Origin of the sequence: Pseudomonas sp. PLMAX (genome assembly GCF_046042685.1) — a bacterium.
GTDB lineage: Bacteria > Pseudomonadota > Gammaproteobacteria > Pseudomonadales > Pseudomonadaceae > Aquipseudomonas > Aquipseudomonas putida_AE.
This window is the reverse complement of the sequence record NZ_CP064949.1, coordinates 1,847,446-1,872,066: the sequence shown is the minus strand read 5'-3', so window position 1 is coordinate 1,872,066 and position 24,621 is coordinate 1,847,446. Positions and strand designations below refer to the sequence as shown.

The following is a 24,621-nucleotide window of genomic DNA, read 5'->3' as shown; positions in this document are numbered from 1 at the left end:
CCATTACCCCCATCAATCCATGAAGCCCTGGAGCTTCAACTCGATCGAGCGTGGGTTTTCACCTTCGGCGATCGACAGGATTCCTTCCAGCAACATTTCGCGATAACGCGACTGGCGCAACGCGATGGACTTGAGCTTGGCGGCAATCGGCAGCAACACCAGGTTGGCACTGGCCACACCATAGATGGTGGCGACGAAGGCCACGGCGATGCCATTGCCCAACTGGGACGGATCCCCCAGGTTGCCCATCACATGAATCAGGCCCATCACCGCACCGATGATGCCGATGGTCGGCGCATAACCGCCCATGCTTTCGAAGACCTTGGCGGCTTCGATGTCGCGGCTTTCCTGGGTGTAGAAATCCACCTCGAGAATGCTGCGGATCGCTTCCGGCTCGGCGCCATCGACCAGCAATTGCAAGCCTTTGCGCGAGTAACTGTCGGGTTCGGCGTCGGCCACCCCTTCCAGCCCGAGCAGGCCTTCCTTGCGGGCGGTCAGGCTCCAGTTGACGACACGATCGATGCCGCCGGCCAGGTCGACCCGTGGCGGAAACAGGATCCACGCGAGGATCTGCATGGCCCGCTTGAAGGCGCTCATGGGCGACTGCAGCAACGCCGCGCCAATGGTCCCGCCCAGCACGATCAACGCGGCCGGACCGTTGGCCAGCGCGCCGATATGGCCGCCTTCAAGGTAGTTGCCACCAATGATGGCGACGAACGCCATGATGATGCCGATGAGACTCAGAACGTCCATCAGACACAGGCCTCGACGATGTGCCGGCCGATGTCATCCAGTGCATACACCGCGTCGGCCAGTTCGGCCTTGACGATGGCCATGGGCATGCCATAGATCACGCAGCTGGCTTCATCCTGGGCCCAGATCGAACTGCCGCTCTGCTTGAGCAGGCGCGCGCCTTCGCGGCCGTCGGCGCCCATGCCGGTCAGTACCACCGCCAGAACTTTGTCGCCGTAGGACTTGGCCGCCGAACCGAAGGTGATGTCCACGCACGGCTTGTAGTTCAAGCGCTCGTCGCCCGGGAGGATTTTCACCGCGCCCCGGCCGTCGACCATCATCTGCTTGCCACCGGGCGCCAACAACGCCAGGCCCGGACGCAGGATGTCGCCGTCCTCGGCTTCCTTGACGTGGATCCGGCAGAGCTTGTCCAGGCGCTCGGCGAACGCCTTGGTGAAGGCCGCCGGCATGTGCTGGACCAAGACGATGGGGGCCGGAAAGTTGGCTGGCAGTTGGGTCAATACCCGCTGCAGTGCAACCGGGCCGCCGGTGGACGTACCGATGGCGACCAGTTTATAGGCTTTGCGCTTGGGCGCTGGCGAGGACGGGGGGTGCGCAGGTGCACGAGTCGGGATCGGAGCAGGTGCCTGACGCACAGGCGCGCTGCTGCCATAACCAATGGTGCTCGCAGGCGTTGGCGCCTGCGCCGGCGCGGCCACCGGTGCCGGCGCACTGTAACTGCTGACACGACGATTGCTGCGCGAGATGCTGAGAATCTTCTCGCACAGCAGTTGCTTGACCTTCTCGGGGTTGCGCGAGATGTCTTCGAAGTTCTTCGGCAGGAAGTCCACCGCGCCGGCATCCAGCGCGTCCAGGGTGACCCGGGCGCCTTCATGGGTCAGCGAGGAAAACATCAGCACCGGGGTCGGGCAGCGCTGCATGATGTGCCTTACCGCGGTGATGCCATCCATCATCGGCATCTCGTAGTCCATGGTGATCACGTCCGGCTTGAGGGCCAGCGCCTGATCGATCGCCTCTTTGCCGTTGGTCGCCGTGCCGACGACCTGGATATTCACATCCGCTGAAAGAATTTCCGAGACGCGGCGGCGGAAAAACCCCGAATCGTCCACCACCAGGACCTTGACTGCCATAAACACTCCATTAGACGCAGCGGGGCATCAGTCGCCCCGCTGCGGCAGAATCAAATACGCCGTGTGGCGTAACGCTTGAGCATGCTCGGAACATCGAGAATCAGCGCGATGCGGCCGTCACCGGTAATGGTGGCGCCCGACATCCCCGGGGTTCCCTGGAGCATTTTGCCCAATGGCTTGATGACCACTTCTTCCTGGCCCACCAGCTGGTCGACGACAAAGCCGATCCGCTGGGTGCCCACCGAAAGGATCACCACGTGGCCTTCGCGCTGCTCTTCGTGAGCGGCGGAGCTGACCAGCCAGCGCTTGAGGTAGAACAACGGCAGTGCCTTGTCGCGCACGATCACCACTTCCTGGCCGTCCACCACGTTGGTGCGCGACAGGTCGAGGTGGAAGATCTCGTTGACGTTCACCAGCGGGAAGGCGAACGCCTGGTTGCCGAGCATGACCATCAGGGTCGGCATGATCGCCAGGGTCAGCGGCACCTTGATGACGATCTTCGAGCCCTGGCCCCTGGCCGAGTAGATGTTGATCGAGCCGTTGAGCTGGGAGATCTTGGTTTTCACCACGTCCATGCCCACCCCGCGACCCGACACGTCGGAGATCTCGGTCTTGGTCGAGAAGCCCGGGGCGAAAATCAGGTTGTAGCACTCGGTATCGCTCAGGCGGTCGGCCGCGTCCTTGTCCATCACACCGCGTTTAACGGCGATGGCACGCAGGACATTCGGGTCCATGCCCTTGCCGTCGTCGGAGATCGACAACAGGATGTGATCGCCTTCCTGCTCGGCCGCCAGGATCACCTTGCCGCCACGGGCCTTGCCCGAGGCTTCGCGTTCTTCCGGCGATTCGATGCCGTGATCGACCGCGTTGCGCACCAGGTGGACCAGCGGGTCGGCCAGGGCTTCGACCAGGTTCTTGTCGAGGTCGGTGTCTTCGCCGACCAGCTCCAGGTTGATCTCTTTCTTGAGCTGGCGTGCCAGGTCGCGAACCAGGCGCGGGAAGCGCCCGAAGACTTTCTTGATCGGTTGCATGCGCGTCTTCATGACCGCGGTCTGCAGGTCGGCCGTGACCACGTCGAGGTTCGACACCGCCTTGGACATGGCTTCGTCGGCGCTGTTGGCACCCAGGCGCACCAGGCGGTTACGCACCAGCACCAGCTCGCCGACCATGTTCATGATCTCGTCCAGCCGCGCGGTATCGACCCGTACGGTGGTCTCGGCTTCGCTGGCCGGTTTTTCCGCGGGTGGCGCGGCCGGGGCACGGGCCGCAGCCGGTGCAGCGGCGGCAACGGGTGCTGGCGCTTCGGCTTTCGCTTCGGGCGCCTTGGCCACGGGCTTGGGTGCAACCACCTTGGCGGCCGGAGCACCTACCGAGGCGCTCGAGCTGTTCGCCGCTGTCGCGGTGCCCACTTCGCTGAACTTGCCTTTGCCGTGCAGTTCATCGAGCAGGGCTTCGAATTCATGATCGCTGATCAGGTCGCTGCCGGCCGCCGCTGCGGTGGGCGCTGCCGGTGCAGGCACCGATGCGATGGCCGACTCCAGGGCCTCTACCGCAAAGTTGCCCTTGCCGTGCAGTTGGTCGAGCAAGGCTTCGAATTCTTCGTCGGTGATGTCCGAGCTATCGCCAGCGGCTTTCGGCTCTGGCGGCGCGACGGGCGCCGGGGCCACTGCATCGACGGCGAACTTGCCCTTGCCGTGCAGTTGATCGAGCAACGACTCGAACTCGGCGTCGGTGATTTCGTCGCTGGCAGGCACTTCGCTGGCCGGTGCTGGCGCAACCGCTGGCGCCTCGGCCTGGGCCTTGACGGCGTTCAGCGAGTCCAGCAACTGCTCGAATTCGTTATCGGTAATATCGCCGGAATCGGCTTCAGGTGCTTCGACCACTGCCGCTGCAGGTACAGCAGCCACCTCGTCAGCCGATTGCGGCTCGGCCAGGCGCGCCAGGGCCGCCAGCAGTTCAGGTGTTGCAGCAGTGACCGGACACCGCTCGCGCACTTCGCCGAACATGCTGTTCACGGCGTCCAGCGCTTCGAGGACCACGTCCATCAATTCCGAGTCGACGCGGCGTTCGCCCTTGCGCAGGATGTCGAACACGTTCTCGGCGATGTGGCAGCACTCCACCAGCTCGTTGAGCTGGAGGAAGCCGGCGCCCCCTTTTACAGTGTGAAAACCGCGAAAAATTGCATTGAGCAAATCCGCATCATCCGGACGGCTTTCCAGCTCGACCAGTTGCTCGGACAGTTGCTCTAGAATCTCGCCGGCCTCAACCAGGAAATCCTGAAGGATCTCTTCATCGGCGCCGAAGCTCATCAGGGGGTGCTCCTAAAGGTCTAAAAACCCAAAACCTAGAATGCTAAAAATTTTAGAAGCCTAGACTGGATAACAAATCGTCCACATCGTCCTGACCGGACATAACGTCTTCTCTTTTATCGGCATGAATCTGCGGACCTTCACCCTTCGAGAGATGTTTTTGTGGATCTTTTTCTGCAAGCATTGCCGCACGGTCATGTTCGATGCCCGCAAAGCGGTCCACCTGACTGGCCATCAGCACGAGCTTGAGCAGGTTGCTTTCCACTTCGGTGACCAGTTGGGTCACGCGCTTGATCACCTGACCGGTAAGGTCCTGGTAATCCTGGGCGAGCAGAATGTCGTTGAGGTTGCTCGACACCGCGCGGTTGTCCGTGCTGCTGCGCGTCAGGAAGCCGTCGACGCGCCGGGCCAGCTCACGAAACTCTTCAGCGCCGACTTCGCGCCGCATGAACCGTCCCCAGTCGGTGCTCAGGCCCTGGGCTTCTTCAGCCAGGCTGTTGACCAGCGGCGTGGCGTTTTCCACCAGGTCCATGGTGCGATTGGCGGCGGCTTCGGTCAGCTTGACCACATACCCCAGGCGCTCGGTGGCGTCGGTGATCTGTGAGACTTCCTCGGCTTGCGGCATGTGCGGGTCAATCTGGAAATTGACGATCGCGCTATGCAGCTCGCGGGTGAGCTTGCCCACTTCCTGATACAGGCCACGGTCACGGGTCTGGTTGAGCTCATGGATCAATTGCACAGCATCGCCGAACCTGCCCTTTTCAAGGCTCTCGACCAATTCGACGGCGTGTTTTTTCAGGGTCGATTCAAAATCGCCCTGGGATGATTCGTTATGCCCCATAGCTCCCCCGTGGCGCAGTTCAACCGATGCGTTCGAAAATCTTCTCGATTTTTTCTTTCAACGCCTGGGCCGTGAAGGGTTTGACCACATAGCCGTTTACACCGGCCTGGGCTGCTTCGATGATCTGCTCGCGCTTGGCTTCGGCGGTCACCATCAGCACTGGCAGGTGCTTGAGCCTTTCATCGGCGCGCACGTGGCGCAGCAGATCGATACCGGTCATGCCAGGCATGTTCCAGTCCGTCACCAGAAAGTCGATGCTCCCGCTGTTGAGTACCGGAATGGCGCTAGTGCCATCGTCGGCCTCGACCGTGTTGGTGAACCCAAGGTCACGCAACAGGTTTTTTATGATCCGCCGCATCGTTGAGAAGTCATCAACGATGAGGATTTTCATGTTCTTGTCCAATTCGACCTCCAAGCAGACTAAAACGCGCCCAGCACCTGGACGCGCCATTTCAATCAAACTGGCGAAACACTCGATGACTGTCTGGAGTACAACGGATCGAGACCGGCGCGGTTCATCACCCCACCAGCCAAGTCGCAGTGCCCCCACACTGCCTTCAGCGCGCTCGCCACTCTCCCAGACGCCCCCGCAAGCGGGCCGCGCACTGGCTGTGTAACTGGCTGACCCGGGATTCGCTGACCCCCAGGACCTCGCCGATTTCCTTGAGATTCAACTCTTCGTCGTAGTACAGCGCCAACACCAGGCGCTCGCGCTCCGGCAAATTGGCGATCGCATCGGCCAGCGCCGCCTGGAAGCGTTCATCTTCCAGATCGCGCGACGGTTCCAGATGCGCACTCGCGCCGTCCTCGTGCAGCCCTTCGTGTTCGCCGTCCTGCAACAGGTCGTCGAAACTGAACAGGCGGCTGCCCAAGGTGTCGTTCAAAATCCCGTAATAATCGTCAAGGCTCAATTGGAGTTCGGCCGCAACCTCGTGATCTTTAGCGTCACGCCCGGTTTTAGCTTCAATCGTGCGGATGGCGTCGCTGACCATCCGCGTATTACGGTGGACCGAACGCGGCGCCCAATCGCCCTTGCGCACTTCATCGAGCATGGCGCCGCGGATACGGATGCCCGCGTAGGTCTCGAAACTCGCGCCTTTGCTGGCGTCGTATTTGGTCGATACTTCCAACAGGCCAATCATCCCGGCCTGGATCAGGTCTTCCACCTGGACACTGGCCGGCAGACGCGCCAGCAAGTGATAGGCAATGCGTTTAACCAGCGGCGCGTAACGCTCGATCAGCTCGTACTGCGCGTTACGCGCCGATGCCTTGTAGAGGTTGTAACCGCTTGCGGTCATAGCACGGGTCCTGCCGTTTGTTGCACGAGGCGCTCGACGAAAAATTCCAGGTGCCCACGCGGGTTGGCGGGCAGCGGCCAGGTGTCGACCTTCTGCGCGATCGCCTTGAACGCCAGCGAGCACTTGGAGCGCGGGAAGGCTTCGTAGACGGCGCGCTGCTTCTGCACAGCCTTGCGCACGCTTTCGTCGTAAGGCACGGCGCCGACATATTGTAGGGCGACGTCGAGGAAGCGATCGGTGACCTTGGTCAACTTGGCGAACAGGTTGCGCCCTTCCTGCGGGCTCTGCGCCATGTTCGCCAGCACGCGGAAGCGGTTCATGCCGTAATCGCGGTTGAGCAACTTGATCAAGGCGTAGGCGTCAGTGATCGAGGTCGGCTCGTCGCAGACCACCAGCAACACCTCCTGGGCCGCGCGCACGAAACTGACCACCGACTCGCCAATGCCCGCGGCGGTGTCGATCACCAGCACGTCGAGGTTGTCGCCAATGTCACTGAAGGCCTGGATCAGGCCGGCGTGCTGGGCCGGGCTCAAATGAACCATGCTCTGGGTGCCGGACGCGGCCGGCACGATGCGGATGCCGCCGGGGCCCTGCAACAGCACGTCGCGCAGCTCACAGCGGCCTTCGATCACGTCGGCCAGGGTACGTTTGGGTGTCAGCCCCAACAGAACGTCGACGTTCGCCAGGCCCAGGTCAGCGTCCAGCAGCATGACGCGCCGGCCGAGCTCAGCCAAAGCCAGGGACAAGTTCACTGACACGTTAGTTTTGCCGACGCCACCTTTGCCGCCGGTCACCGCGATCACCTGTACAGGATGCATGCTGCCCATGTTATTTCTTTACCTTGTTCTGCATAGACGGGGCCACATAACTGGCTGCGCGTTCACAACCGGAACAATGCATGGCAGGCCATCGATGTAGGTACAAAAACTATTCATTGTTACCTCAGCCAACCTGCTTGGTCGGGCTGTGATAGATATCAGCGAACATGTCAGCCATGGCTTCTTCGCTGGGTTCTTCCTGCATTTGCACGCTGACGGCCCGACTGACCAGTTGATGACGGCGCGGCAGATGCAGATCATCTGGAATCCGCGGACCGTCGGTCAGGTAGGCCACCGGCAATTCATGGCTGATGGCCAGGCTCAACACCTCGCCCAGACTTGCCGTTTCATCCAGTTTAGTCAGGATGCAGCCAGCGAGCCCACAACGCTTGTAACTGTGATAAGCGGCGGTTAGAACCTGTTTCTGGCTGGTGGTTGCCAGGACCAGATAATTTTTTGAGCGGATGCCGCGACTGGCCAGGCTTTCGAGCTGCATGCGCAGGGCCGGGTCGCTGGCTTGCAGGCCGGCGGTATCGATCAGCACCACGCGCTTGCGCAGCAACGGGTCCAGCGCCTGGACCAGCGACTGGCCCGGATCGACGTGGGTCACCGGCACATTGAGGATCCGCCCGAGGGTCTTGAGCTGTTCCTGGGCTCCGATGCGGAAGCTGTCCATGCTTACCAGGGCAATGTTCTGCGCGCCGTACTTGAGCACGTAACGCGCCGCCAGCTTGGCCAGGGTGGTGGTCTTGCCCATGCCGGCCGGGCCGACCATGGCAATCACGCCGCCCTCTTCCAGCGGCTCCACTTCCGGGGTGGCGATCATCCGCGCCAGGTGCGCCAGCAACATGCGCCAGGCCTGACGGGGTTCTTCAATTTCGCTGACCAGTGCCAGCAGGTCCCGCGACAACGGACCGGACAGGCCGATGCGCTGCAGGCGCCGCCACAGGTTCGCCTGGGCCGGGCGGCTGCCCTGCAGCTGGTTCCAGGCGAGGGAACCGAGCTGCACTTCCATGAGTTCACGCAGGCTGTTGAGCTCCGAACGCATCGAATCGAAGGCCCGCGTATCGAGACCGGCCGCCGGCGCAGGGACCGGGGCAGGTCGCGGTGGCTCGGCCAGGGTCGGTTCGATCAGCGGTTCGGCAGCGGTCAGCGGCAGGCCGGCAAACAACTGGCGATTGGTGCCCTTGTCGCTCTCGCCCTCGCCCCGCAGGCTCAATTCGGCCTGGGCGGTGACGATCCGCGACTGGGTCTTGCGCAGCTCGTCCTCGAGCTCCACGTTCGGCACACGCGGTGCCAGCGCCGACAGCTTGTAATCCAGGGCAGCCATCAGCTCGACACCCCCGGCGATGCGCCGGTTGCCAATGATGGCGGCATCGGCGCCCAGCTCATCACGAACCAGCTTCATGGCCTGACGCATATCGGCGGCGAAAAAACGCTTAACTTGCATAAACCACTACCTCAGCCGTTGGGCCCTACTGTCGCAACGATGGTCACTTGCTTGTTGTCAGGGATTTCCTGATACGCCAACACGTGCAAACCCGGGACTGCGAGCCGGCCAAATCGCGAGAGCATCGCGCGAACCGGACCGGCCACCAGCAGAATCACCGGTTGACCTTGCATCTCCTGCCGCTGCGCCGCATCGATCAACGAGCGTTGCAGCTTCTCAGCCATGCTTGGCTCCAGCAGCACGCCCTCTTCCGAGCCTTGCCCTGCCTTCTGCAGACTATTGAGCAATATCTGTTCCAACCTTGGCTCCAGCGTGATCACTGGCAGCTCGGAGTCAGTGCCTACAATGCTTTGCACGATGGCGCGGGATACGCCGACGCGCACCGCAGCCACCAGCGCGGCGGTATCTTGACTCTTGTTGGCGTTGTTCGCGATGGCTTCGGCAATGCTGCGAATGTCGCGTACCGGTACCTGTTCGGCCAACAGCGCTTGCAGGACCTTGAGCAATTGCGACAGCGACAGCACCCCCGGCACCAGCTCTTCGGCCAGTTTCGGCGAGTTTTTCGCCAGCAATTGCATGAGTTGCTGGACTTCTTCGTGGCCGATCAGCTCGCTGGAGTGCTTGTACAGGATCTGGTTCAAGTGCGTGGCCACCACGGTACTGGCATCGACCACGGTATAACCAAGCGATTGCGCCTGGGCGCGCTGGCTGATTTCGATCCACACCGCCTCCAGGCCGAAAGCCGGATCTTTGGCGGTTATGCCGTTGAGCGTGCCGTAGACCTGCCCCGGGTTGATCGCCAGCTCGCGATCCGGGTAAATCTCCGCCTCGGCGAGGATCACCCCCATCAAGGTCAGGCGATAGGCACTCGGCGCCAGGTCGAGGTTGTCGCGGATGTGCACCGTGGGCATGAGGAAACCCAGGTCCTGGGACAGCTTCTTGCGCACGCCCTTGATCCGCGCCAGCAATTGCCCGCCCTGGTTGCGGTCCACCAGCGGAATCAGGCGATAGCCCACTTCCAGGCCGATCATGTCGATCGGCGTCACGTCATCCCAGCCCAGCTCCTTGGTTTCCTGGGCGCGGGCCGGCGATGGCAGCAGTTCCTGCTGACGCTTGACCTCTTGCAGGGCCTGCACCTTGGCCGTGTTCTGTTTTTTCCAGAACAGGTACGCGCCACCGGCGGCCAGGGCGGCCATGGACAGGAAGGAGAAGTGCGGCATGCCCGGCACCAGCCCCATCACCGCCATCAGGCCGGCCGACACCGCCAGCGCCTTGGGCGATGCGAACATCTGCCGGTTGATTTGCTTGCCCATGTCTTCGGAGCCCGAAGCACGGGTCACCATGATCGCCGCCGCTGTGGACAACAACAGTGATGGCAATTGCGCCACCAAACCGTCACCGATGGTCAGCAGGGCGTATACCTTGCCGGCATCGGCGAAGGACATGTTGTGCTGGAAGATACCGACCGCCATGCCGCCGATCAGGTTGATGAACAGAATCAGCAGGCCGGCGATGGCGTCACCGCGCACGAACTTGCTGGCACCGTCCATGGAGCCGTAGAACTCGGCCTCCTGGGCCACTTCCGAACGCCGCGCCTTGGCCTGGTTCTGGTCGATCAGGCCGGCGTTGAGGTCGGCGTCGATGGCCATCTGCTTGCCGGGCATCGCATCGAGGGTGAACCGCGCGCTCACCTCGGAAATCCGCCCGGCACCCTTGGTCACCACGACGAAGTTGATGATCATCAAAATCGCGAACACCACGATACCGACCACGTAGTTACCGCCGATCACCACCTCGCCAAAGGCCTGGATCACCTTGCCCGCGGCAGCATGGCCGTCCTGGCCGTGGAGCATCACCACCCGGGTTGACGCAACGTTCAAGGCCAGGCGCAACAACGTCGCCACCAGCAGGATGGTCGGGAACACCGCAAAATCCAGCGGCCGCAAGGCGTAGACGCAGACCAACAGCACGACGATCGACAGGGCAATGTTGAAGGTGAAAAACACGTCGAGCAGGAACGGCGGCATCGGCAACATCATCATCGCCAACATGACCAGCAGCAACAGCGGCACGCCCAGATTGCCTCGACTGAGGTCTGCCATGTTCGTGCGGGCACTGTTGATTAACTGAGAGCGATCCACCGGTATTCCCCGTTCCTTTGAAGCAAAACTTTTGACGCCAGAAGCGGGCGCGGGGTGGGCACTGCAAGAAGCTTTCCAACTTTTGCGCAGGTTTGAAATAGAGGTTTGCGCAAGCAAAAAGATCGCAGCCTTCGGCAGCTCCTACAGAGGCTCGGAGTACCCCTGTAGGAGCTGCCGAAGGCTGCGATCTTTTGATCTTCAGTCCGTGTAACGCACGACTTTACAACGGCGAACCTATCAGTTCTGCTAGTACCCGCCCGTTGCATAATTGCTGATACTCGGCGCAAGTCCTTCGACCTTTCGAGGCGTCCATACATGGCAACCCCACGCGAAACCCTGCTCTGTCGATATAGCTACGATGCGCTTGACCGCCTGACGAGCAACGAACTGCCAAACGAGCCCGAGCACCAGCGCTTTTATTGCAAAAGCCGACTGGCCACCGAGATTCAGGGTGCGAACCGGTATTCGGTATTCCAGCACGGCGACCAACTGCTGGCGCAACAGCAACACGAAGGTGGTTCACCCGGCACCACGCTCTTGGCCACCGATCAGCAGCGCTCGGTGTTGCAGACGCTCAAGATCAATCAGCCACAACGAGCCATCGCCTATACACCCTATGGCCACCACCCGGCTGGGAGCGGGTTACTCAGCCTGCTTGGGTTCAACGGTGAGCGGCGGGATCGGGTAACCGGGTGGTATTTATTAGGGGGGTATCGGGCATTCAATCCGTTTTTGATGCGGTTTATTAGTCCGGATAGTTTGAGTCCGTTTGGGAAGGGCGGATTAAATTCGTATGTGTATTGCTTGGGGGACCCTCTCAATCGACGTGACTCAAATGGACATGTATCTTTCCGCACAGTAACACGCGCAATCATCTTCGGACTGCGTCTACAAGCCGACCAAGTTGCCAAAACTAATACAATTCTGCTCCGCACGGGGAGATTTTCCCTCAAGCCAGGAATATCGCCTACAAAAGCGGTTTCAGCACGTGCAAAATATGACAAATTAGTGGAGATGCTCTCAGAAGCTAAATTTCAGAATGAAAAATTCTCATACGATTTGGCGCAAGCACGAAAATATGCACCCGAATTAGAAAACATGACTGGAATAACCAAAAGTTCCAACGACCGCCTTAAATTATTGGAATACATCGAGACAACCCCCACACCAAATAATAAAAACCGTCTGTTCGACATGGAAAAACTATCCAAGGCAGGAGAGTCTGAGTTCGATCTTAGCATACCACCCCACAAACTCCCCTCACCTGAACTAGCAGATCGTTACTACCAAGAAATTACTCAAGTACGCCACCCATATTTCGCGGAACTGACCTCAGAGGCAATCAGAATCAGAGACCTTCATTTCAATTATATAAAATAATCAATCCCATAAGGGTCCTGAAAGGGGACAGGACCTACAAGGGGACGGCGTAAAAAGGGACGACCTAAAAGGACCTGAAGACACGAGCAAAAAGGGAGCAAAAAGGGGACAAATTTATTTTCAAAGCAAAAACATGGAAATATTCAATAACAGCAAAATGGAACGGAGGACTCAGCTTCTACTAATCTCTCGTCGTCATGACAAGGACGAAGGAAGATGCCCAAGACAGGCCGCGTTGTTTTACCCAACCACCCCCATCGTGTCGTACAGCGAGGGCACAATCGGCAAGTCATTTTCGCAAACACGAGAGTAGAAAAGGGGTTAGATTTATTTATCGAAATTCTTGCGGAGCGTTGAAATCTAGATTCCCGCAGGTGAAAAAAGATCGCAGCCTTCGGCAGCTCCTACAGGGATTCGGTGTACACCTGTGGGAGTTGCCGAAGGCTGCGATCTTTTGCTTTGGGGTATCAGGAATCGCGACGCAAATCCGGCGGGATCGGCAGGTCGTCCTTGAGCGGATCCGGACGCTTGCCCTTGCCGGCGCGGTACTGGCGAATCTGGTACACGTAGGCCAGTACCTGGGCGACGGCGAGGTACAGGCCGCCAGGGATTTCCTGTTCAAGCTCGGTGGAGTAGTAGATCGACCGCGCCAGCGCCGGTGATTCCAGTAGCAGGATCTCGTTGGCCGCCGCGATCTCTCGGATTTTCAGGGCCAGGAAGTCGCTGCCCTTGGCGATCAGCATGGGCGCCCCGCTCTTGTCCGGGTCGTACTTGAGGGCCACGGCGTAGTGGGTCGGGTTGGTGATGACCACGTCGGCATCGGGCACCGCCGCCATCATCCGGCGCTGGGACATTTCGCGCTGCAGCTGGCGAATCCGTTGCTTGACCTCCGGCCGCCCTTCCTGGTCCTTGTGCTCGTCGCGGATTTCCTGCTTGGTCATCTTCAGCTTCTTGATGCTTTCCCAGATCTGGATCGGCACGTCGACGGCGGCGATGATGATCAGCCCGCAGGCCATCCACAGGGTACTCCAGCCGACCACTTGCAGGCTGTGGGTGATGGCGCGGTCCAGGGGTTCGTGGGCGATGCGCAGCAGGTCGTCGATGTCCGCCGTCAACACCGCCAGGGCCACGAACAGGACGATGAAGAACTTGGCCAGGGCCTTGAGCAGTTCGGTCAGGGCCTTGGCCGAAAACATGCGCTTGAGCCCCGCGCCGGGGTTCATGCGGCTGAACTTGGGCGCCATGGTGCCGGCGGAGAACAGCCAGCCACCAAGGGAAATCGGGCCGATGATCGCCGCCAGCAGCAAGGTGATCATCACCGGTTGAACCGCCAGCAAGGCGATCTGCCCCGAGTGCAACAGGTAGGTACCCATCGCCCGCTGGTCCAGCACCACCTCGCGGGACAGGGAAAAATTCAGGCGCATCAGGTCCATCATGTCCTGGGCCAGGGCACCCCCGAAGATCAGCAGCGCACCGGCGCCGGCGAGCATGATCGCCAGGGTATTGAGTTCCTTGGATCGGGCGATCTCGCCTTTCTCCCGGGCGTCCTTTTTCTTTTTCTCCGTGGGGTCTTCTGTCTTGTCCTGACCGCTTTCGCTCTCAGCCATGCCTTAGCGCGCCTGTGCCAGTTCGCGTAAAAACTGCAGGGCCTCGGAAGCCAGCGGTTGATACTGGTTGAGAATGTCCGCCAGCCCGACCCAGAGGATGAACATGCCGAGCACCAGGGTCAGCGGGAAGCCGATGGAGAAAATGTTCAGTTGCGGCGCCGCCCGGGTCATCACGCCAAATGCGATGTTGACCACCAGCAGCGCGGTGATCGCCGGCAGCACCAGCAGCAGCGCCGCGCCGAGCACCCAGCCGAGCTTGCCGGCCAGCTCCCAGTAGTGGTTGACCATCAGGCCGCTACCGACCGGCAACGTGGTGAAGCTCTCGGTCAGCACCTCGAACACCACCAAGTGGCCGTTCATGGAGAGGAACAGCAGCGTCACCAGCATGGTGAAGAACTGTCCGATCACTGCCACCGACACGCCGTTGGTGGGGTCGACCATCGAGGCGAAGCCCATGCCCATCTGGATCGCGACGATCTGCCCCGCCACCACGAAGGCCTGGAAGAACAGTTGCAGGGAGAACCCCAGGATCGCGCCGACGAGGATCTGCTCGGCAATCAGCAGCAGCCCGCTCAGTTCCAGCGCATTCACCGGCGGCATCGGCGGCAGGCCCGGGGCGATGACCACGGTGATGGCCAGGGCGAAGTACAGGCGGATGCGCTTGGGCACCAGGGCGGTGCCGAACACCGGCATAACCATCAGCAAGGCGCCGACGCGAAACAGCGGCAACATGAAGGTCGCCACCCAGGTGCTGATCTGGGTATCGGTCAGCTGCAGCAGCGACGACATGGCTTAGCCGATGACCTGCGGAATGCTGCCGTACAACTGCAGGATGTATTCCATGAAGGTCTGCACCAGCCAGGGGCCGGCGACGATCAGCGTCACCAGCATCACCAGCAGGCGCGGCAGGAAACTCAAGGTCTGTTCGTTGATCTGGGTGGCGGCCTGGAACATCGCCACCAGCAGCCCCACGAGCAGGCTCGGAATCACCAGCACCGCGACCATCAGGGTGGTCAGCCACAATGCTTCGCGAAAGATGTCGACGGCGACTTCAGGCGTCATGGCGACACACCGCCGAAGCTGCTGGCCAGGGTGCCGATGATCAGGGCCCAGCCATCGACCAGCACGAACAGCATGATCTTGAACGGCAGGGAAATGATCAGCGGCGAAAGCATCATCATGCCCATCGCCATCAGCACACTGGCCACGACCAGGTCGATGATCAGGAACGGGATGAAGATCATGAAGCCGATCTGGAACGCGGTCTTGAGTTCCGAGGTGACGAACGCCGGCACCAGGATGGTCAGCGGCGCCTGATCCGGCGTGGCGATGTCGGTGCGCTTGGACAGGCGCATGAACAGCTCCAGGTCACTGGTGCGCGTCTGGGCCAGCATGAAGTCCTTGATCGGCACCTGGGCCTTGGCCACGGCATCCTGGGCGGTCATTTTTTCCGCGAGGTAAGGTTGCAAGGCATCCTGGTTCACCCGGTCGAACACCGGCGCCATGATGAACAGGGTGAGGAACAGCGCCATGCCGGTGAGGATCTGGTTCGACGGCGTCTGCTGCAAGCCGAGGGCCTGGCGCAGGATCGAGAAGACAATGATGATGCGGGTGAAACTGGTCATCAGCATGACGAACGCCGGGATGAAACTCAGCGCGGTCATGATCAGCAGGATCTGCAGGCTGACCGAGTATTCCTGGGCGCCCTCGGCATTGGTGCCGAGCGTGATGGCCGGGATCGACAATGGATCGGCGGCGATCGCCAGCGGCGCGGCCAGCATCAGGGCCAGCGTCAGGATGATGCGCAGCGCAGCCATTACTTCTTATCCTTCTGATCCTTGCCCATCAGCTCCATCAGGCGCTGGGCGAACTCCGGGGTGGCTTTCTCGGTCGCGCTCGGCACCTGCACCGGCTCCTTGAGCACATGCAGCGCCGTGATGGTGCCCGGGCTCAGGCCGAGCAGGATCTGCTCGTTGCCGACCTGCACCAGCATCAGGCGATCACGGGGCCCCAGTGCGCGGGAGCCGATCAGCTCGATCACCTGCCCCTTGCCCGCCGGCCCGGCCTGTTGTACCCGGCGCAAGAGCCAGGCGAGGAAGAAAATCAGCCCCAGCACCAGCAACAAACCAAACACCAGTTGTGTCAACTGCCCGGCCACGCCGCTGCTGGCCACAGGCGCGGCGGCGGCATTGGCGACAGGCTCGGCGGCCAGCACACTGCAGGGCAAGACCAGCGCCAGCCCCAAGAACAATCCCAAAAGCCTTTTCACTCAGCGCAGCTTCTTGATGCGTTCGCTTGGGCTGATCACGTCGGTCAGGCGGATGCCGAACTTCTCGTTGACCACCACCACTTCGCCATGGGCGATGAGGGTGCCGTTGACCAGCACGTCCAGCGGTTCACCGGCCAGGCGATCGAGTTCGATGACCGAGCCCTGGTTGAGCTGCAACAGGTTACGGATGTTGATGTCAGTGCTGCCGACTTCCATGGAGATCGACACCGGGATGTCGAGGATCACGTCCAGGTTCGGGCCTTCCAGGCTCACCGGCTCGTTGCTCCTCGGCACGCTGCCGAATTCTTCCATAGGCAGGCGATTGGACGAGGAACGACCCGCATCGGCGGCCAGCAAGGCGTCGATATCGGCCTGGCCGGCGTCACCGGCTTCTTCCAGGGCCGCAGCCCACTCATCGGCCAGCGCCTGGTCGTCCTGGGTATTCATGTGGTCAGCCATCATTTGTCCTCGGCGAACAACTCTTCAGTCAGAAGAGTCAATTAATAGGGGGAGTGGCGCCGCCTCAACGACGCTCGATCGGCTCGATAACCTGCAGCGCAAGGTTGCCCTTGTGCGAGCCCATCTTGACCTTGAAGGCCGGCACGCCGTTGGCGCGCATGACCAGTTCTTCCTGCATGTCCACCGGGATCACATCCCCCGGCTGCATGTGCAGGATGTCGCGCAGCTTCAGCTGGCGACGGGCAACCGTGGCGTTGATCGGTACGTCGACGTCCATCACGTCCTGGCGCAAGGCGTTGACCCAACGCTCGTCCTGGTCGTCGAGATCGGACTGGAAGCCGGCATCGAGCATTTCGCGCACCGGTTCGATCATCGAGTAAGGCATGGTCACGTGCAGGTCGCCGCCACCGCCATCGAGTTCGATGTGGAAGGTCGACACCACGATGGCCTCGCTCGGGCCGACGATGTTGGCCATGGCCGGGTTCACTTCCGAGTTGATGTACTCGAAGTTCACTTCCATGATCGCCTGCCAGGCCTCTTTCAAGTCGACGAAGGCCTGCTCCAGGACCATGCGCACCACGCGCAGCTCGGTCGGGGTGAATTCACGCCCTTCGATCTTGGCGTGGCGGCCATCGCCGCCGAAGAAGTTGTCCACCAGCTTGAACACCAGCTTGGCATCGAGGATGAACAGCGCAGTGCCGCGCAATGGCTTGATCTTGACCAGGTTGAGACTGGTCGGCACGTACAGCGAGTGCACGTATTCGCCGAACTTCATCACCTGCACGCCACCGACCGCCACGTCTGCCGAGCGGCGCAGCATGTTGAACATGCTGATGCGCGTGTAGCGGGCAAAACGCTCGTTGATCATTTCCAGGGTCGGCATGCGTCCACGGACGATGCGATCCTGGCTGGTCAGGTCGTAGCTCTTGACGGTGCCGGGTTCGGCAGCGATATCGGTCTGTACCAGACCATCGTCGACGCCATGCAGCAGCGCGTCGATCTCATCCTGGGACAGCAGGTCCTGCACGGCCATGTCGTGTTCCTACTGCAGTACGAAATTAGTGAAAAGCAACTGTTCGATCACCACTTTGCCGAGCTCTTTCTGCGCCACTTCCTGGACGCTGGCCGTGGCCTTCTGGCGCAACATTTCCTGGCCGACCGGCGAGGCGAGGGTCGCGAAATCCTGACCGGAGAACAGCATCACCAGGTTGTTGCGGATCACGGGCATGTGCACCTTGAGCGCGTCCAGATCCGCCTGGTTGCGCGCGAGCATGGTGATGCTCACTTGCATGTAGCGTTGGCGACCGTTCTGGGTGTAGTTGGCGACGAACGCCGGGGCCATCGGCTCGAACACCGCTGGCTGCTTGCCTGAAGGGGCGGTTTCAGCTTCGACGGCAGGCTTGTTCTGGGCGCTGTGCATGAAGTACCAGGTCGCGCCAACGGACAGGCCGATGGCCAGCAGCAGCGCCACCACGATCAAGATGATCAGCTTGAGTTTGCCTTTGGTTGCGGGGTCTTTTACTGCTGCGTCGCTCTTCGCCATGCCAATAATCCGTCACTATTCGGGTTTTCACAGTCGCACGGCAAGGCAAGAGCAAGTGTTATGCCAGAAACAAAAAAGATCGCAGCCTGCGGCAGCTCCTACAGGGTGTACATTTCCTGTAGGAGCTGCCGCAGGCTGCGATCTTTTAGGAGCATCGCGAATCAGGCGTAGTAGTCGACGGCACTGGAGCCGATCACCCGGGTAGCCGTTGCGGCCACTTCGGTCACGCTCGGCGCGATCTCGTCATCCATGGCATCCAGGCGTCCACCGCCAGCACTGGCACGCCCGCTCTGCGCCTGCTGTTGCTGCCCCTGATCCTGCGAACCGCGGGACTGGTCGGACACATTGACGTCCACCTGGCCCATGCCCTGCTGGGCGAACATGTCGCGCAGGCGATGCATCTGGCCGTCCAGCGCTTCCCGCACGCCCGGATGGGCGCTCATGAAGGTCACCTGGGTCTGCTGGTCGGGCACCATGTTCACCCGAATGTCGAGGCGGCCGAGTTCGGCCGGCTGCAACTGGATGTCGGCCGCCTTGAGGTTGGCGCTGGACAGGTACATGACCCGGTTCACCACTTCTTCGGTCCAGCCGCTCTGATGCATCGCGATGGGCTGGTTGACCGGCACGGCGTTGGCGGTTTTCGGCGTGGCCGCCTGGGTCAGTGCCGCCAGGCGGTTGGCGAAATCGTCGACCCGGGTATCGCTGCTGGCCGACGTGAGGTCCTTGAGGCCCGCATCGATCAGGCCGCTGAAGGCTTTTTCGCCACCCTGGCTGGTGCTGTCCTGGTCGGCCTGCACATCGAGCATGTTCGCCATGCCGGCGGCAAAGGTCTGCGCCGCGGTCGGCTCGCCGTCGGCCTGGGTCGGTGCCGACTTGGCTGCCTGGCTCGAGGCCGAGACATGCCCGCTCTGCTCCATGGCCATGCGCAGGGCTGGCAAGGCGTCGAGCGGGTCGGCTTCGGGATCGAAACCGGTGTCGGTGGCGGGGACTGCTGGCGGGACGACCGCTGTCAGCGTCGCTTCGACGGGATCAGCCACGACAGGCGGAGCAGGCACCGCGACCACAGGCACCGAGGCAGGGTCGACAGGCGCAGCATCGGCGACCGGCGCCTGTCCGGCATCCGTCGAATCGGCGTCGGCCTGCTTGTCGTCTTGCGCCGGTTTATCGGCGGGCAAGCCTTTGCCGCTATCGGCAACGGCGGGCTTCTCGGCGGCAGCGTTATCATCCTTTTGACCGACGCTATCTTCGACCTTGTCACGCGCTGGTTTCGCAGGTGCTTCAGCGGCTACGGACGTGTTCCGAGCCTGCCTGGCATACACCTGAGAGAAGCTTGAGGCCTTGTCCATTGGCTCGGCGGCCACTGTGGCGGCAGGTGCGGAGACGGTCTTGCTCTTGGCCTGAGTAGCGGCCAGGAGCAGTGATTGGGGCGTAAGGGGCATTTAACGGTCTCCGCTGCACTGGGATCGTAGGTACAGTTGAAGAATTGATTGCAAGGGGCGAGCCAGTTTCGCTCGATGCCGACGAAAAGCGTCCTGGGCCTCAGTTTTCCGCCAGGGACCGCTGCCGCTCAGCCTGGTAAAGAGGTCGCACAAAGGCGAACTCACCATCGATTTTGGCGATCAGTTCACTGATATCCAGGTTAGACAGGCTGTTGGCGCTCTTTTCAAGCTGGCCACACAGCTCGGCGAGCCTGACGGCCCCCATATTGAGGCTGCTGCCTTTGAAGCTGTGAGCCTCTTCTATCAGTTGCGCGCCCTGCTGTGCCTTGCGCAACAATCCAAGGCGCTCTTCGGAATCGCTGAGAAAGGTATCCAGCAATTTCGGATACTCCTCCTCCATGACCTCGCGCAACGCGCTCAGCGCGTCCAGGTCCAGATGTTCGTCAGTCACTTGTTCGCTCCTTGATCAAGAATCTTCGGATTATGCCAGAGCCTTCCAGTAAAACTCCACGCGGGCACTGCGACCGTCGTCGGACCAGCTTGCATTTTGACCCAACTGACGGATCAGACTGATGCCGCGCCCGGACAGACGGACAGGATCGACCGGGCGCTCCAGCACCCGCCCGACATCGAAGCCCTTGCCGCTGTCCTCGACGCGAATCGCCAGGCAACCACCCTCGCCCTCTGGCGTAACTTGCAAATGCACCCGTACATAACCTTCCTGCAGCTCGTCCAGGCGTGCATTGCGTTGTTGATAATAGCGGGTAAAACCCGACACATCGCGCTTGAGGCTGGAATCCAGGCCCAATACCCCATGCTCCAGGGCATTGGAGTACAGCTCCGCCAGCACACTGTACAGTGCCCCGCTCTGCGCCCGCAGGCCGTGCACTTCCTGGAGCAATTGCAACAGATAGGGCAACGGGTTGAAGCGTTTGAGGGTCGCGGCGCGAAATTCGAAACTGGCCGACCAGTCCAGGGGACAGGACTGGCCGCTGTCGGAATAGACCGGCACCGGCGGACTCGCATGCACGGGTGGCGCCAGGATGACCTCGACCATGCTGACATCGTCGCGCGTTATCCCTTGAAAGTCCCGATGCGCCTGCTCGATGTCCTCGAACAAGGTGTCGGGCTGACGATTGGCGGCAAATACCTGCAGCAATCGCTGCTCACCAAACAGCTGATCATCGGCATCACAGGTGTCGATCACCCCGTCGGACATCAGGAACACCCGGTCACCCATGGCCATCGGGAACACTTCGGTCCGATCATCGAAGGTTTGCGGGCTCAGTACACCCAGCGGTAAATGCCGCGCCGTCAGTGGCGTACGCGCCCCGCTGGCAATGCTGTGCAGGTAGCCGTCCGGCATGCCGCCGTTCCAGACCTCCAGCGAGCGGCTCTGGAAACCCAGGCACAGCATCGTCGCGCAGCAGAACATGTCCACCGGCAGGATGCGCTTGAGCTTGGCATTCATCTCGCGCAGGGTTTCGGCGAGGCCGTAACCCTTGGCGGTCATGCCGTAGAAGACTTCGGCCAGGGGCATGGCGCCAACGGCAGCAGGCAGGCCATGGCCGGTGAAATCGCCGAGCAAGACGTGCATGTCCCCTGCCGGGGTGAACGCGGCCAACAGCAGGTCGCCGTTGAACAATGCATAGGGCGATTGCAGGTAGCGGATATTGGCGGCATTCAGGCAGCCGGAATGGGCCACCTTGTCGAACACCGCCTTGGCCACCCGCTGCTCGTTAAGCAGATATTCGTGGTGCCTGGCGATCTGGTCGCGCTGCTGCAAGACAGTGGCCTGCAGACGCCGCAAGCGGTCCATCGCCTTGATCTTGGCGGCGAGGATCACCTGGTTGTAGGGTTTTGCCAGAAAATCGTCACCCCCCACCTCCAGGCAGCGGGCCAACGCCTGGCTTTCCGACAGCGAGGTGAGGAAGATGATGGGCACCAGGGTTTCCCCTGCCAGTTCCTTGATGTGCGCCGCCGCCTCGAAGCCATCCATCACCGGCATCATCGCGTCCATCAACACCAGTTGCGGGCGTTGCTGGCGAAACACCTCGACCGCTTCGGCGCCGTTGGCGGCCGTCAGCACTTGATGCCCCTGGCGGCGGACGATGCTCGACAACAGCATGCGGTCGGCCGCGCTGTCCTCGGCGATCAGGATCGTCAGCGGTTCGAGTACCACCTGCACGGTGGTCAACTGATGTCGAACAGCTTGTCGAAGTTGGAAATGGCGAGGATTTTCCTCACATCGGAACTGCTGTTGACCACGCGAATGTCGGAATCGTCGCCACCGGCATGGTCACGCAACAGCAGCAGCATGCCCAGGGCGGAGCTGTCGAGGTAGGTGGCTTCTTTCAGATCGACCACGACCTTTGAGAGGTTCTGCTCTTCGTAGGATTTTCGAAATTCATGATGTTTGGCGAAATCGAATCGTCCCTTGATCGATATCGTCAGCTTTTTCCCGTCCGGGGAGATTTCTGTAACGACTGACATATCATGGCTTCCTTGTCATTGGTAAACCTTCTTGTACAAGGTTTAGCATTGGGTAGAGGTTGGGGCAAGGTTGGGGATCAAGATCAAAAGATCGCAGCCTTCGGCAGCTCAGGTCCGAAGACAACCACGGATTCATGCCCAACACAAAACATTGTAGGAGCCCGGCTTGCCGGCGAAGACGGTCTTGAGTTTTGCGCTGGTCTCTCGGGCCTCTTCGCTGGCAGGCCAAGTCCGAAGACATCCACGGATTCATGCCCAACACAAAACATTGTAGGAGCCCGGCTTGCCGGCGAAGGCGGCCTTGGGTATTGCGCTGGTCTCTTGGGCCTCTTCGCTGGCAAGCCAGCTCCTACAGGTCCGTGGAAAACCACGGATTCATGTCTAACACAAAACATTGTAGGAGCCCGGCTTGCCGGCGAAGACGGTCTTGAGTTTTGCGCTGGTCTTTCAGGCTTCTTCGCTGGCAAGCCAGGTCCGAAGACAACCACGGATTCATGGCCAACACAAAACATTGTAGGAGCCCGGCTTGCCGGCGAAGGCTGCCTTAAGTATTGCGCTGGTCTCTCGAGCCTCTTCGCTGGCAAGCCAGCTCCTACAGGTCCGTGGAAAACCTCGGATTCATGCCCAACACAAAACATTGTAGGAGCCCGGCTTGCCGGCGAAGGCGGTCTTGGGTATTGCGCTGGTCTTTCGGGCCTCTTCGCTGGCAAGCCAGCTCCTACAGGTCCGAAGACATCCACGGACTCATGTCTAACACAAAACATTGTAGGAGCCCGGCTTGCCGGCGAAGGCGGTCTTGGGTATTGCGCGGGTCTCTCGGGCCTCTTCGCTGGCAAGCCAGCTCCTACAGGTCCGTGGAAAACCTCGGATTCATGCCCAACACAAAACATTGTAGGAGCCCGGCTTGCCGGCGAAGGCGGTCTTGGGTATTGCGCTGGTCTTTTGGGCCTCTTCGCTGGCAAGCCAGCTCCTACAGGTCCGTGGAAAACCACGGACTCATGGCCAACACAAAACATTGTAGGAGCCCGGCTTGCCGGCGAAGGCGGTCTTGGGTATTGCGCTGGTCTCTTGGGCCTCTTCGCTGGCAAGCCAGCTCCTACAGGTCCGAAGACATCCACGGACTCATGTCTAACACAAAACATTGTAGGAGCCCGGCTTGCCGGCGAAGGCGGTCTTGGGTATTGCGCTGGTCTTTCGGGCCTCTTCGCTGGCAAGCCAGCTCCTACAGGTCCGAAGACAACCACGGATTCATGGCCAACACAAAACATTGTAGGAGCCCGGCTTGCCGGCGAAGGCGGTGTTGAGTTTTGCACTGGTCTTTCGGGCCTCTTCGCTGGCAAGCTGAACTGGTCAAGTAATCCCGGACACCGATTACGGTGTTTATGCCGCTTTTTGCTCCATAGCTATTGGCGACAGGTAGTTGTTGTAGCTGTGGAGCCTGGTGCGGTTGTAATACATGAAGAAGCGCACCATGTCGGTTTTTGCTTCTTCGACCATGCTGTAGCCGCTGCGGGGAACCCATTCTGATTTCAGTGTGCCGAAAAAACGCTCTGTTGGAGCGTTGTCCCAGCACTGTCCGCGATGACTCATGCTCTGCAAAATGCCGTGGCGGGCCAGTTCTTCTTGAAACTTACGACTGGTGTACTGACAGCCCTGATCCGAGTGGAACATCAGTCCCGGCGGGCAGGTTCGTACCTCTGTCGCCATGCGTAGCGCCTTGCTCACCAAGTTGGCGTCATTGACTAGAGAGAATGCCCAGCCAATGACTCGACGAGCAAACAGGTCAATTACGATGGCCAGGTGAACCCAGCGCTTACCCACCATCAAGCTGGTAACGTCGCCACACCAGACCTGATCAACAGCAGCCGGTTTGAAGTTGCGTTTGAGTCGATTAGGCGCAACAAATGCTTCAACCCCCTTGGACCTGAATGGATGCGGCTGGCGTTGTTTACTGACAATGTTGGCCTCCCTCATCAGTGTTCTGACAAGACTCCTTCCGACCGCTATGTTTTGCGACTTCAGGCCCTTGCTAATCATCCTGGAACCCATGGCTTCACGGCTTTCGCTGTGCAGTTCAACCACTTTCAGCTTGAGCTCCTCGCGTCTGACCTGCGGCTTGGCGAGCCGCTGAAGCCACTCATAAAAGCTGCTGCGCTTCACACCAAAAACGCGACACACGATAGCCGTCGGGAATGACTCTCTTAGCTCCGCAATCATCGAAAACGATCGGGATCCGACATCAAGAGAGCGGTAGCCTTTTTTAAGATCTCGGCCTCCATCTCCATACGCTTGATCTTGGCTTTTAGCTCCTGAATCTGGCGCTGATCTTCGGTAATCGCCTTGGTGCCTTTGACGGCCTGGCCCTCGCGTTCCTTGCGAACCTGATCGACCCAGCGCCGTAAAGCGGTGGGCCCGATATCCAGCGATGCACAAACATCTGGAACCGAACAGTTATCATCAAGCACCATGCTGGCAGCCTGAAGCTTGAACTCGCGGGTGTAGACCTTTCTTTCGTTCATGGAACCTCCAAGTTGGCGAAATCATATCGCCCTTAAGAGGTGTCCGGAATAATTAGGCCAGTTCAAGCCAGCTCCTACAGGTCCGAAGACAACCACGGATTCATGCCCAACACAAAACATTGTAGGAGCCCGGCTTGCCGGCGAAGGCGGTCTTGGGTATTGCGCGGGTCTC

At 60.5% G+C, this 24,621-nt stretch carries 24 protein-coding genes and 1 pseudogene; 2 read left to right on the top strand and 23 right to left on the bottom strand.

All coding sequences use genetic code 11. The features are described from left to right. Nucleotides 1–12: 12 nt before the first annotated feature. From DKB71_RS08620 to flhA, 9 genes are all read right to left on the bottom strand, one after another. Nucleotides 13–753, bottom strand: coding sequence for a flagellar motor protein (locus tag DKB71_RS08620; protein ID WP_248677034.1), 741 nt, complete (start codon nucleotides 751–753; stop codon nucleotides 13–15). Further along, nucleotides 753–1,883 carry a chemotaxis response regulator protein-glutamate methylesterase gene (locus DKB71_RS08615; protein WP_274074863.1) on the bottom strand — a complete coding sequence of 377 codons (1,131 nt, stop codon included), beginning with the start codon at nucleotides 1,881–1,883 and terminating at the stop codon, nucleotides 753–755. Before DKB71_RS08615 ends, DKB71_RS08620 begins: the two co-directional genes overlap by 1 nt. Before the next feature lie 50 nt (nucleotides 1,884–1,933). Then, the gene (locus DKB71_RS08610; protein WP_408600082.1) at nucleotides 1,934–4,192 is read right to left on the bottom strand and encodes a chemotaxis protein CheA; all 2,259 of its coding nucleotides are present in this window, start codon (nucleotides 4,190–4,192) and stop codon (nucleotides 1,934–1,936) included. A 52-nt stretch (nucleotides 4,193–4,244) separates the two neighbouring features. Continuing rightward, on the bottom strand, nucleotides 4,245–5,033 hold the full coding sequence (locus tag DKB71_RS08605) for a protein phosphatase CheZ (RefSeq protein ID WP_274074861.1): 789 nt from the start codon (nucleotides 5,031–5,033) through the stop codon (nucleotides 4,245–4,247). Between the two features lie 19 nt (nucleotides 5,034–5,052). Further along, on the bottom strand, nucleotides 5,053–5,424 hold the full coding sequence (locus DKB71_RS08600; protein ID WP_162488921.1) for a chemotaxis response regulator CheY: 372 nt from the start codon (nucleotides 5,422–5,424) through the stop codon (nucleotides 5,053–5,055). A gap of 166 nt (nucleotides 5,425–5,590) precedes the next feature. Beyond that, nucleotides 5,591–6,331: an RNA polymerase sigma factor FliA gene (fliA, locus tag DKB71_RS08595; RefSeq protein WP_008055347.1), complete on the bottom strand. Its 741-nt coding sequence runs from the start codon at nucleotides 6,329–6,331 to the stop codon at nucleotides 5,591–5,593. Further along, the gene (gene fleN / locus DKB71_RS08590) at nucleotides 6,328–7,158 is read right to left on the bottom strand and encodes a flagellar synthesis regulator FleN (protein WP_007975361.1); all 831 of its coding nucleotides are present in this window, start codon (nucleotides 7,156–7,158) and stop codon (nucleotides 6,328–6,330) included. The genes fliA and fleN overlap by 4 nt, the downstream gene beginning before the upstream one ends. A 115-nt stretch (nucleotides 7,159–7,273) precedes the next feature. Then, complete coding sequence (gene flhF / locus DKB71_RS08585; protein ID WP_408600081.1) at nucleotides 7,274–8,599, bottom strand: flagellar biosynthesis protein FlhF; 1,326 nt, start codon at nucleotides 8,597–8,599, stop codon at nucleotides 7,274–7,276. A gap of 11 nt (nucleotides 8,600–8,610) precedes the next feature. Further along, nucleotides 8,611–10,740, bottom strand: a complete 2,130-nt coding sequence (flhA, locus tag DKB71_RS08580; RefSeq protein WP_046819334.1) for a flagellar biosynthesis protein FlhA — start codon at nucleotides 10,738–10,740, stop codon at nucleotides 8,611–8,613. A 315-nt stretch (nucleotides 10,741–11,055) separates the two neighbouring features. Between flhA and DKB71_RS08575 the strand changes: the two genes are divergently transcribed. After that, nucleotides 11,056–12,120 carry an RHS repeat-associated core domain-containing protein gene (locus DKB71_RS08575; protein WP_408600080.1) on the top strand — a complete coding sequence of 355 codons (1,065 nt, stop codon included), beginning with the start codon at nucleotides 11,056–11,058 and terminating at the stop codon, nucleotides 12,118–12,120. 216 nt (nucleotides 12,121–12,336) lie between these two features. Then, nucleotides 12,337–12,420: pseudogene (locus DKB71_RS08570) on the top strand (transposase); the annotation flags it as partial. A gap of 167 nt (nucleotides 12,421–12,587) precedes the next feature. On the opposite strand, the gene flhB reads toward DKB71_RS08570, so the two are convergent. The 14 genes from flhB to DKB71_RS08500 all read right to left on the bottom strand — a co-directional run bounded on the left by flhB (nucleotide 12,588) and on the right by DKB71_RS08500 (nucleotide 24,449). Beyond that, nucleotides 12,588–13,727 (bottom strand): flagellar biosynthesis protein FlhB, encoded by a 1,140-nt coding sequence (flhB, locus tag DKB71_RS08565; protein ID WP_274074857.1) that lies wholly within the window; start codon nucleotides 13,725–13,727, stop codon nucleotides 12,588–12,590. Between the two features lie 3 nt (nucleotides 13,728–13,730). Beyond that, the gene (gene fliR / locus DKB71_RS08560; protein WP_323628865.1) at nucleotides 13,731–14,516 is read right to left on the bottom strand and encodes a flagellar biosynthetic protein FliR; all 786 of its coding nucleotides are present in this window, start codon (nucleotides 14,514–14,516) and stop codon (nucleotides 13,731–13,733) included. A 3-nt stretch (nucleotides 14,517–14,519) separates the two neighbouring features. Then, the gene (gene fliQ, locus DKB71_RS08555; RefSeq protein WP_046816911.1) at nucleotides 14,520–14,789 is read right to left on the bottom strand and encodes a flagellar biosynthesis protein FliQ; all 270 of its coding nucleotides are present in this window, start codon (nucleotides 14,787–14,789) and stop codon (nucleotides 14,520–14,522) included. Next, nucleotides 14,786–15,544: a flagellar type III secretion system pore protein FliP gene (fliP, locus tag DKB71_RS08550; protein WP_274074856.1), complete on the bottom strand. Its 759-nt coding sequence runs from the start codon at nucleotides 15,542–15,544 to the stop codon at nucleotides 14,786–14,788. The genes fliQ and fliP overlap by 4 nt, the downstream gene beginning before the upstream one ends. Next, nucleotides 15,544–15,996 carry a flagellar biosynthetic protein FliO gene (fliO, locus tag DKB71_RS08545; protein WP_274074855.1) on the bottom strand — a complete coding sequence of 151 codons (453 nt, stop codon included), beginning with the start codon at nucleotides 15,994–15,996 and terminating at the stop codon, nucleotides 15,544–15,546. Before fliO ends, fliP begins: the two co-directional genes overlap by 1 nt. Beyond that, nucleotides 15,997–16,455 (bottom strand): flagellar motor switch protein FliN, encoded by a 459-nt coding sequence (gene fliN, locus DKB71_RS08540; protein WP_274074854.1) that lies wholly within the window; start codon nucleotides 16,453–16,455, stop codon nucleotides 15,997–15,999. A gap of 64 nt (nucleotides 16,456–16,519) precedes the next feature. Then, nucleotides 16,520–17,488: a flagellar motor switch protein FliM gene (gene fliM / locus DKB71_RS08535; protein WP_020796965.1), complete on the bottom strand. Its 969-nt coding sequence runs from the start codon at nucleotides 17,486–17,488 to the stop codon at nucleotides 16,520–16,522. 9 nt (nucleotides 17,489–17,497) lie between these two features. Then, a complete protein-coding gene (gene fliL / locus DKB71_RS08530) occupies nucleotides 17,498–17,998 on the bottom strand; it encodes a flagellar basal body-associated protein FliL (RefSeq protein ID WP_323609422.1) in 501 nt (166 codons plus the stop codon). A gap of 161 nt (nucleotides 17,999–18,159) precedes the next feature. Next, nucleotides 18,160–19,437, bottom strand: coding sequence for a flagellar hook-length control protein FliK (locus DKB71_RS08525; protein WP_408600079.1), 1,278 nt, complete (start codon nucleotides 19,435–19,437; stop codon nucleotides 18,160–18,162). A gap of 100 nt (nucleotides 19,438–19,537) precedes the next feature. Continuing rightward, a complete protein-coding gene (locus tag DKB71_RS08520; protein WP_408600078.1) occupies nucleotides 19,538–19,888 on the bottom strand; it encodes an Hpt domain-containing protein in 351 nt (116 codons plus the stop codon). Nucleotides 19,889–19,918: 30 nt separating this feature from the next. Further along, entirely contained in the window at nucleotides 19,919–21,625 is a 1,707-nt protein-coding gene (locus DKB71_RS08515; protein ID WP_408601064.1) for a SpoIIE family protein phosphatase, read from the bottom strand. 5 nt (nucleotides 21,626–21,630) lie between these two features. Beyond that, complete coding sequence (locus DKB71_RS08510) at nucleotides 21,631–21,930, bottom strand: STAS domain-containing protein (RefSeq protein ID WP_406593021.1); 300 nt, start codon at nucleotides 21,928–21,930, stop codon at nucleotides 21,631–21,633. Between the two features lie 1,380 nt (nucleotides 21,931–23,310). Continuing rightward, nucleotides 23,311–24,147: an IS3 family transposase gene (locus DKB71_RS08505; protein ID WP_408600077.1), complete on the bottom strand. Its 837-nt coding sequence runs from the start codon at nucleotides 24,145–24,147 to the stop codon at nucleotides 23,311–23,313. After that, nucleotides 24,144–24,449 (bottom strand): transposase, encoded by a 306-nt coding sequence (locus DKB71_RS08500; protein WP_323609148.1) that lies wholly within the window; start codon nucleotides 24,447–24,449, stop codon nucleotides 24,144–24,146. The genes DKB71_RS08505 and DKB71_RS08500 overlap by 4 nt, the downstream gene beginning before the upstream one ends. Between the last annotated feature and the right edge of the window lie 172 nt (nucleotides 24,450–24,621).

Coding starts and splice junctions, on each gene's coding strand:
- DKB71_RS08620 (WP_248677034.1), bottom strand. CDS start 753: ATGGACGTTCTGAGTCTCATCGGCATCATCATGGCGTTCGTCGCCATC.
- DKB71_RS08615 (WP_274074863.1), bottom strand. CDS start 1,883: ATGGCAGTCAAGGTCCTGGTGGTGGACGATTCGGGGTTTTTCCGCCGC.
- DKB71_RS08610 (WP_408600082.1), bottom strand. CDS start 4,192: ATGAGCTTCGGCGCCGATGAAGAGATCCTTCAGGATTTCCTGGTTGAG.
- DKB71_RS08605 (WP_274074861.1), bottom strand. CDS start 5,033: ATGGGGCATAACGAATCATCCCAGGGCGATTTTGAATCGACCCTGAAA.
- DKB71_RS08600 (WP_162488921.1), bottom strand. CDS start 5,424: ATGAAAATCCTCATCGTTGATGACTTCTCAACGATGCGGCGGATCATA.
- fliA (WP_008055347.1), bottom strand. CDS start 6,331: ATGACCGCAAGCGGTTACAACCTCTACAAGGCATCGGCGCGTAACGCG.
- fleN (WP_007975361.1), bottom strand. CDS start 7,158: ATGGGCAGCATGCATCCTGTACAGGTGATCGCGGTGACCGGCGGCAAA.
- flhF (WP_408600081.1), bottom strand. CDS start 8,599: ATGCAAGTTAAGCGTTTTTTCGCCGCCGATATGCGTCAGGCCATGAAG.
- DKB71_RS08575 (WP_408600080.1), top strand. CDS start 11,056: ATGGCAACCCCACGCGAAACCCTGCTCTGTCGATATAGCTACGATGCG.
- flhB (WP_274074857.1), bottom strand. CDS start 13,727: ATGGCTGAGAGCGAAAGCGGTCAGGACAAGACAGAAGACCCCACGGAG.
- fliR (WP_323628865.1), bottom strand. CDS start 14,516: ATGTCGTCGCTGCTGCAGCTGACCGATACCCAGATCAGCACCTGGGTG.
- fliQ (WP_046816911.1), bottom strand. CDS start 14,789: ATGACGCCTGAAGTCGCCGTCGACATCTTTCGCGAAGCATTGTGGCTG.
- fliP (WP_274074856.1), bottom strand. CDS start 15,544: ATGGCTGCGCTGCGCATCATCCTGACGCTGGCCCTGATGCTGGCCGCG.
- fliN (WP_274074854.1), bottom strand. CDS start 16,455: ATGGCTGACCACATGAATACCCAGGACGACCAGGCGCTGGCCGATGAG.
- fliM (WP_020796965.1), bottom strand. CDS start 17,488: ATGGCCGTGCAGGACCTGCTGTCCCAGGATGAGATCGACGCGCTGCTG.
- fliL (WP_323609422.1), bottom strand. CDS start 17,998: ATGGCGAAGAGCGACGCAGCAGTAAAAGACCCCGCAACCAAAGGCAAA.
- DKB71_RS08525 (WP_408600079.1), bottom strand. CDS start 19,437: ATGCCCCTTACGCCCCAATCACTGCTCCTGGCCGCTACTCAGGCCAAG.
- DKB71_RS08510 (WP_406593021.1), bottom strand. CDS start 21,930: ATGTCAGTCGTTACAGAAATCTCCCCGGACGGGAAAAAGCTGACGATA.
- DKB71_RS08505 (WP_408600077.1), bottom strand. CDS start 24,147: ATGATTGCGGAGCTAAGAGAGTCATTCCCGACGGCTATCGTGTGTCGC.
- DKB71_RS08500 (WP_323609148.1), bottom strand. CDS start 24,449: ATGAACGAAAGAAAGGTCTACACCCGCGAGTTCAAGCTTCAGGCTGCC.